Origin of the sequence: Phaeodactylibacter luteus, assembly GCF_007993045.1 — a bacterium.
GTDB classification, from domain to species: domain Bacteria; phylum Bacteroidota; class Bacteroidia; order Chitinophagales; family Saprospiraceae; genus Phaeodactylibacter; species Phaeodactylibacter luteus.
On sequence record NZ_VOOR01000091.1, the window covers coordinates 1 to 7,817 of the forward strand.

3 protein-coding genes are annotated in these 7,817 nt (G+C 51.8%); all 3 read left to right on the forward strand.

Translation table 11 applies throughout. The annotated features are described in order from the left end of the window. Nucleotides 1-136: 136 nt before the first annotated feature. The 3 genes from FRY97_RS21120 (at nt 137) to FRY97_RS21130 (ending at nt 7,753) form a co-directional block, all read left to right on the forward strand. A complete protein-coding gene (locus FRY97_RS21120) occupies nt 137-4,321 on the forward strand; it encodes a T9SS type A sorting domain-containing protein (RefSeq protein ID WP_147169614.1) in 4,185 nt (1,394 codons plus the stop codon). Between the two features lie 208 nt (nt 4,322-4,529). After that, a complete protein-coding gene (gene creD, locus FRY97_RS21125; protein ID WP_147169615.1) occupies nt 4,530-5,918 on the forward strand; it encodes a cell envelope integrity protein CreD in 1,389 nt (462 codons plus the stop codon). A 53-nt stretch (nt 5,919-5,971) separates the two neighbouring features. Further along, nucleotides 5,972-7,753: a helix-turn-helix domain-containing protein gene (locus FRY97_RS21130; RefSeq protein WP_147169616.1), complete on the forward strand. Its 1,782-nt coding sequence runs from the start codon at nt 5,972-5,974 to the stop codon at nt 7,751-7,753. Nucleotides 7,754-7,817: the final 64 nt, after the last annotated feature.

The window sequence follows — 7,817 nt, forward strand, 5'->3', positions numbered from 1 at the left end:
AATAAAAACACTCATGAAAAACACTTTTACAGCTCTTGCCCCCAAAGGGTTGAGTATTTCGGGACACTCTCTTACGTTAACAAGCTTGTTGGCAGTGATGCTATTCTGCATCAACCTCCCAGCACAAAATGTATGGATGGGGACTACCAATATGGACTGGGCAACTGCCGCTAATTGGAGCGCCGGTTCGGTACCACTAAGCACTGAAGATGTGGTCATCCCAATTACCAGCAATGACCCAATCATTTCGGGAGCCACCACTGCAGCAGTCAACTCTGTCACGGTACAAATGGGTGCCCAACTGACCGTGACGGGCAGCCTGAGCATTGATAATTCCAGCCCCTTTGCCATTCACAACCAGGGTACGGTCAACAATAATGGAACCCTTAACCTCGGCACTGTGGCTTCGGTAGCCAATCAGGGTATCCTCAACTATGGCACCTTTAACAATAATAGCAGCGGCGAGATCAATATTGATCGAGCCTTTGCCGGCATCACCAATTATGAGGGCACATTTACCAACCTCGGCACTCTCACGATCGGGGAAGTCTCTGGTATCATAGGGCCGGGCATTTATAATGAAGCGGCGTTTACAAATGGCCCTGGGGCAGAAATATACATCATTAACACATCTGGTTCAGGCCTCTACAATTTGGCAGGCAGCTCCTTTTCCAATGACGGGCTGATGGCCTTCGGCTTAGGCGGCTCTATCACTGGCCCAGCCATTTACAACTTTGTTGATTTCACCAATGGGGCAGCAGCAGAAATCAAAATTGAAAATTCTTTTTACGGAATTGACCATCGCAGTGGGGCCACTTTTAATAACCTGGGTATCATCACCATCGGTGCAAATGCCCCGGTCCGGAATTCCGCCATCTTTAACGAAGGTATTTTTAATAATACCGGCGCCACAATCAACGTGGATAGTACAGGGGTTGCCATCGACAACCGCTCTACTGGCGTTTTTAATCATAGTGGGACACTTACAATTGGCGCGAATCATTCTATGGAAAATATCGGCATCTTTAATCAGGGCGAATTGACCAATGATGGAGGTGAAATTACGATTGATCGGATTTTCAATCAAAATGGCTTTTACAATGATTATAATGCATCAGTTGACAATAGTGGCACCATCACTATTGGGAGCGTAGCGAGTGTGAGCGGTCACGGGCTCATCAACAATGGCCTATTCGAAAACCGGAGTACGGCAGCAATATCAATCAATCGCATCACTTCTCCCTTCTCTTCAAATATCAATGGTATTTATAATGGACGTCAGGCTACATTCTACAATTGGGGCAAGTTGTGGATTGGCAATGAAGCAGGTAGCTTTAATCACGGGTTGTACAATACTCATATCTTTCAAAACTACAGTGGAGCTGAAATGACCATTGACCGTATCGAAGGAGAATTCAGTGCCAACGCTCTTTTCAATGAGAAAACATTCACCAATGCCGGCAGTATCCATATAGGAGATGTCGGCACTGTCGGAAAATTTGGCCTTTACAATGGCTTCAGCGGTGCGAACTTCAACAATGACGGTGGCGAAATCACCATCAATAATGTGCAAGGCGGGGAAAACACCCATGCAATGTATATCGAATCAGCCTTTACCAACTCCGGTACCATCCGCATCGGGAACATTGCCAACTCGTCAGACTGGGGCCTTTTTAATACTGGCAGCCTCAATAATACCGGTGGTACCATAACCATCGACAATACGGCTTTAGCAGGCATGAGAAATCAAAATTCCGCAACGGTAAACAATAGTGGCCAAATTCGTATCGGACAAACCGGAACAGTGGGTGATTGGGGGCTTTGGAATGTGGCTACGGTCAATAACCAAGAAAATGGGATGATCACCATTGATCAAACCACCATGGCTGGCTTGCTACACCAGAATGGTTCCTTCAACAATTATGGTTTCATCCGTGTGGGCACCAATGCCGGTGTAACACAATATGCTTTCTGGAATGATGACGCCTTCAACAATTTCGCTTGCGGCACTTTTGAAATCGCTGCAGCATTTAGTAACGAGGATGTGTTCACCAATACCGGCTTAATGATTGTCAACACTGCGGTGGCACACGCCAATACCGGTTTTGAGAATGATGGCATCATTGCCTACCCACAAAACAATCCGATTCCCAATGTGACGAACAATGAAATCATCGTCACTCCCGTCAGCACCGATTGTGGAGAGGTCACTCCTGCCCTTGACCTGGCAGCCATGATTGATCTGACCATTGCTACCACCTGGTATCAGGACGAAGCACTCACCGTAGTAGCCGGCACTTACGACCAGCCCTCCAACACCTTTACCTTTACGGAAAGCCCAGCGGCTACCATCAGCACACTCTATTTTTCCGCCACCAGCACCACCGAGGGATGTTCCATGACAGCCCCCATTGAAGTCACCTTCACCGATGAAGAAGCTCCGACGATCAGCTGCCCAGCAACACAGACCCTGGTGCTTGGCGATGATTGTACGGCTATGCTAGGCGACTATATAGCATTAGCTACAGCCAATGACAATTGTGATGTAATCTCCCTTGAACAATCGCCGGAAGCAGCCAGCACCGTAAGTGGTGTGGGCAACGAAATCATCACACTGACCGCTTTTGATCTAAAAGGATGGAGCAACAGTTGCACCTTTACCGTAGAAAAGGTGGACCAAACGGCCCCCACCGCACTTTGTCAAAACACTACTGTACAGCTTGACGCCAATGGAATGGGCTCTATATCTACCGATGATATTAACAACGGTTCTTCTGATGGATGTGGGTTGGCGGCAATAGATGCGCTGACACTAGATATCACCCACTTCACCTGCGCGGACGTAGGCGGAAACAGCGTGACCCTCAATGTCACCGACGCCAACGGCAATGCCAGCTCCTGCTCCGCCACGGTCACCGTCCTGGACAACATCGCCCCTACCGCGATTTGCCAAAACGCCACCGTACAGCTCGACGCCAACGGCAACGGCAGCACAACGGCTGAGCTAATAGACAACGGCTCCAACGACGCCTGCGGTATCAACTTGGCTTTAAGCCAAACCGAATTCGATTGCAGCCACCTGGGATCCAATTCGGTAACCCTCAATGTCACCGACGCCAATGGCAACTTCAGCTCCTGCTCCGCCACGGTCACCGTCTTGGACGACATCGCCCCTACTGCCATTTGCCAGAATGCCACCGTGCAGCTCGACGCCAACGGCAACGGCAGCACAACGGCTGAGCTTGTGGACAACGGCTCCAACGACGCTTGCGGCATCTTCTCCCTTTCGCTTTCGCAAACCGATTTCACCTGCGCGGATGTAGGCGGAAACAGCGTAACCCTCAACGTCAGCGACGCCAATGGCAACTCTAGTACCTGTACTGCTGTCATCGAAGTCGTAGAAGGCAACGCCCTGCCTGCTCCTTGGTATCAGGCCGAGATCGGCAATGCGCCGGGCACCCTGGCCGGTTATCTCCCATGCACCGGAAATGAAGATGAGATCACCCTCGCATCTGGCGCGCTCAACCCCATCAACGGCAATCAGGACCACCTCGGCGCAGCCCTGCAGCCCCTGTGCGGAGATGTCGTTATCACCGCCCGCGTCAACGGGGCAGAAAACGGCTACGCGGGGCTCATCATCAGGGAACACAACGGCAGCGGCAGCCGGTACATAGGCCTCTTCACTGCCGGGGCGCCCATCTACCGCAGGGAGTCGCGCGCAGCGCCCAACGCGCCAAAACAGGCCGCCCTCTACTTGGGCAGCACCTCCGGATGGATGAGGCTGCAGCGCCAGGGTAACCTCTTCCGCCTCTACCGCAGCAACAACGGCGTGCAGTTCCAGCTCCTCACCCAGGTCGTCATCCCAATGGGCAGCTGCGCTGAAGCTGGCCTGGCGGTCTTCTCTACCCGCCCGGGGCAGAGCGCCTCCGCCATTTTCTCCGATATCAGCATTGCCACAGCAGGTGCCGACATGGCCAGCGGGGCCGCACACCCGCAGCTCATGCCAAAGGCCGGCCAGGCTATGGATGCGCCGGGCATGTTCCTCGAAGACCTCAGCCCGGCACTCCAAAGCCAATTGCAGCACAAGATCTTCCCCAACCCTGCCAAAGGGCAATTCACCCTACAGCTCGGCAGCCCCCTCGCTGCGCCTGCTGCCGCGGATCTCAGGGATCAGCTGGGGCGGGCAGTTGCTACACAGCGGCTAGAAGCCGGGCAGGCACAGGCTCTTTGGGACGTACATGAGCTGCCCGCAGGGATATACTGGCTCCTGCTCGATGAGCAGGGCCAGCCGCCCCTGCGCCTGAAGGTCGTGATTGAATAATTCCCCCTTATGTTTTTGGAAAGCCCTGGCAAGCCCCTGCTTGGCCGGGGCTTTATTTTCACCGCTCCAAGCGCTTATCTAAAGGCTCGGGGAGCATAAAAGGCTGCGGCATTTTAGTTTACGCCCAGCCAAATCGGTTTGGGCGCACTTCGCATTTTTCTAGAGCGAGGATAAGAATTATGCCTAAATTGTCTAGAAAACAAGCGGTATGAGCGCATCCTCTTTTTTCGACCGGCTTAATGATTGGGCCCGTAATTCTGTAACCCTAAAGTTGCTAACGGTAGGCATTCTAGTGCTGGTCCTGCTCATCCCAGCTAGCTTGGTGCAATCGCTCATCCGGGAGCGGGAAAACCTCCGAGATGAGGCAGTGGAAGAAGTGAGCTCAAAATGGGGCGGGCCGCAGACTGTCGCCGGGCCGGTCTTATCAGTGCCCTACGAGATCACATTGCCCAATGGAGATGGGCCGCCCCTACGGGAGCAGGGCTACGCCCATTTTTTGCCCGACACCCTATCCATGGAAGGGGTGCTTTTCCCACAAGAACGCTACAGGGGCATCTATGTCGTAGTGCTTTACAATGCCCAGCTGGAGATACGTGGCTCCTTTAAAGGGCTCAATGCAGAGGGCTTGCCCGTGCCCGCAGAAAGCCTGCAATGGGAAGACGCCCTGTTCACCATCGGGATCAGCGACATGAAGGGAGTCGAATCCAGCATTACAGCCAACTTATCAGGCCAGGAGCTGCAGCTTGGGCCTGGCACCATCACGAACGAATGTTTCAGCTCTGGCGCTAGTGCGCCATTAGCGCTGCCGCAAGGGGCAGCGAGCCAGTTCACGTTCCAGTATCAGCTAGATCTCAATGGCAGCAGCGACATATTCTTCGCGCCATTTGGCAAAACAACCACTGTACACTTGTCCTCCACCTGGCCTGCACCGAGCTTTGAAGGCACTTTTTTGCCCGATGAGCGGGCTGTCTCAGATATCGGCTTTGAAGCGGCCTGGCAGGTGCTGCAAGTCAACCGGAACTATCCACAACAGGGGGTAGGCAGTTATATCCTCAACAGCCTGCCAAATAGCAATGAATACGAGCCTGACCCCATACGGCGGTCGGCCAGCACATTTGGGCTCCGGCTTTTGTTGCCTATAGACGAGTACCAGAAAACCTACCGCTCAGCCCGTTATGCCGCATATTTTATACTGCTGACCTTTCTTGCCTTTTTCTTTATGGAAATCCTGAACAATAAACGGCTGCACCCTATCCAATACCTGCTCGTTGGGGCAGCAGTTGTGCTGTTCTACATCCTTCTCTTATCTTTATCCGAGCACTTGGGCTTTCAGCGGGCTTATGCCCTTTCCTGTTCTGCTATTCTTTTTCTGACCACGGCTTATAGTTATTCCATACTCCACAACCTGAAGCTGACCGCCCTGGTGTTTGGAGTGCTCAGCACTTTGTATGCTTTTTTTTATTCCATATTGCAGCTCCAGGACTATGCCTTGCTCATGGGGAGTATTGGGCTTTTGATCATCCTGGCTGTCATCATGTACGCAACACGGCATATCGACTGGTATGGGATGAAGCGGGATGACGTAGAAAATGATTAACTTAGAGCTTAAGCGGGGGGCTCCCTATAGCAGCCCCCGTCAATGATAAGCTTGTGAAAGACCCAACTTTAGCCGTCCTGCCCTTTGCCAATATGAGTGCTGATGCCAGCTACGAGTATTTCAGTGATGGGGTAACGGAAGAGATCATTAACGCCCTGGCAGGCATAAATGGCTTAAAGGTCGTTTCCCGTACCTCTTCTTTTCACTTCCGGCTACAGGATACTCCCCTTCCGGAAATTGCCCGTCAGCTTAAGGTAGGCACTATCCTTCAGGGGAGTGTCCGGGTTGTGGGCAAACGGGTGCGCATCACTGCACAATTGATCCGGGCATACGATGATACGCATTATTGGTCGGAGCGATGGGACAGAAGCCTAGAGGATATTTTTGCTGTGCAGGATGAGATAAGCCTATTGATCGCAGACAAACTCAGAGAGCAGCTTGGGCACTTCGAGATAGGGGAACACCTCGTCCGCCCTGCAACCCTCAACCTAGATGCCTATGCTTATGCCCTCAAAGCAAAGTTCCACTTCAATAAATGGAACCCTGAAGATGTAAGGCAGGCAATCGGATATTATGAGGCAGCCCTACAGCTCGACCCCAACCACGCGCCCTCCTATATTGGGCTAGCTGATGCATATGGTTTTATGGCAACAACCACTTTTATGCCAATGGAAGAAGCTTGGCAAAAAGCTGCTGAATGCACCCATAAAGCATTGGTGCTGGCACCGGATGACCCTGGCGTCCATTACCAACTTGCCAACCTCGCTTTTTTCACAGCATGTGATTTTGAAAAAGCAGCCCACCACAACCTTAGGGCGATTGAGCTGAAGCCCAGCTACCCGGAAGCCCAACAATACATGGCGTTCTTATACCTGCTCAAAGGGCAGCAAACAGAAGCCCGCCAACACCTGGCTCTTGCTCTCGATATTGACCCTTTCAACCAAGAAACCCTATTTTACAAGGGCTATTTTCTCTACCGTACCGGGAAACATGAGGAGGCGCTTGCGCAAATGAGCACCTTGCTAGCACATAACCCCAAAAACATCCCTGCACTGACCGTGAAAGCCTATCTGCTTCTCAAAATGGGCAACTTTTCAAGCGTAAGGGAGATGATGGGAAAGCTGCCGGGAGCAATCATCATCCCAGACGAAGTACTGGGCATACGCGCCCTCAGCTATCTTATGGAAGACAATAGTACTGCGGGAGAATGGCTCCCAAGGCTTCAGAAGGCTGCACAGCCACCCCATGCTTTCCAAGCCCACACTTATCTGTTCCTTGCGTATGCACAGCTTGGCCAACACGACAAAGCTTTTGATTGGCTTGAAAACGCCCTATCCTACCGCTCTTCTATCCTGCTGCTCAGCTTCTCCGACCCCTTGGCTTCCCCTTTATTCCACCACCCGAAATACGCTATTTTCCACAAACGCCTTTATCCGCCCATCCAAAAAGCAGAAGCCATCAGCAATGGCCATCAGCCGCTTATGACGGAGCAAGAAGCAAGTAATGCTCAAGCTAGGCTACTCGCTCTGATGAAAGAAGAAGCGCCTTACCTAAACCCTGGGCTTACCCTCAGAGACCTGGCCGCACAAAGCGGGCTGCACCCGAACCAACTCTCGTGGCTTATCAACCAAGCACTAGGCAAGAACTTCAGTGCATTTATCAACGACTACCGGGTTGCCCAGTTTAAAATGCTTGCCAAGGACCCCGACAATAGCCACATCTCCATATTAGGCCTTGCCTACGAAAGCGGCTTTAACTCGAAAACTGTGTTCAATACCTATTTTAAAAAAACAGTCGGCATAACGCCTGGCGCTTACCTTAAACAGCTCCACTGAACAGTAAAGAATTTCGTCCAAAAATCTCTTATCTTAGTCCTGCAATATTGTTACATAGCCATCT

Coding starts and splice junctions, on each gene's coding strand:
- FRY97_RS21120 (WP_147169614.1), top strand. CDS start 137: ATGGGGACTACCAATATGGACTGGGCAACTGCCGCTAATTGGAGCGCC.
- creD (WP_147169615.1), top strand. CDS start 4,530: ATGAGCGCATCCTCTTTTTTCGACCGGCTTAATGATTGGGCCCGTAAT.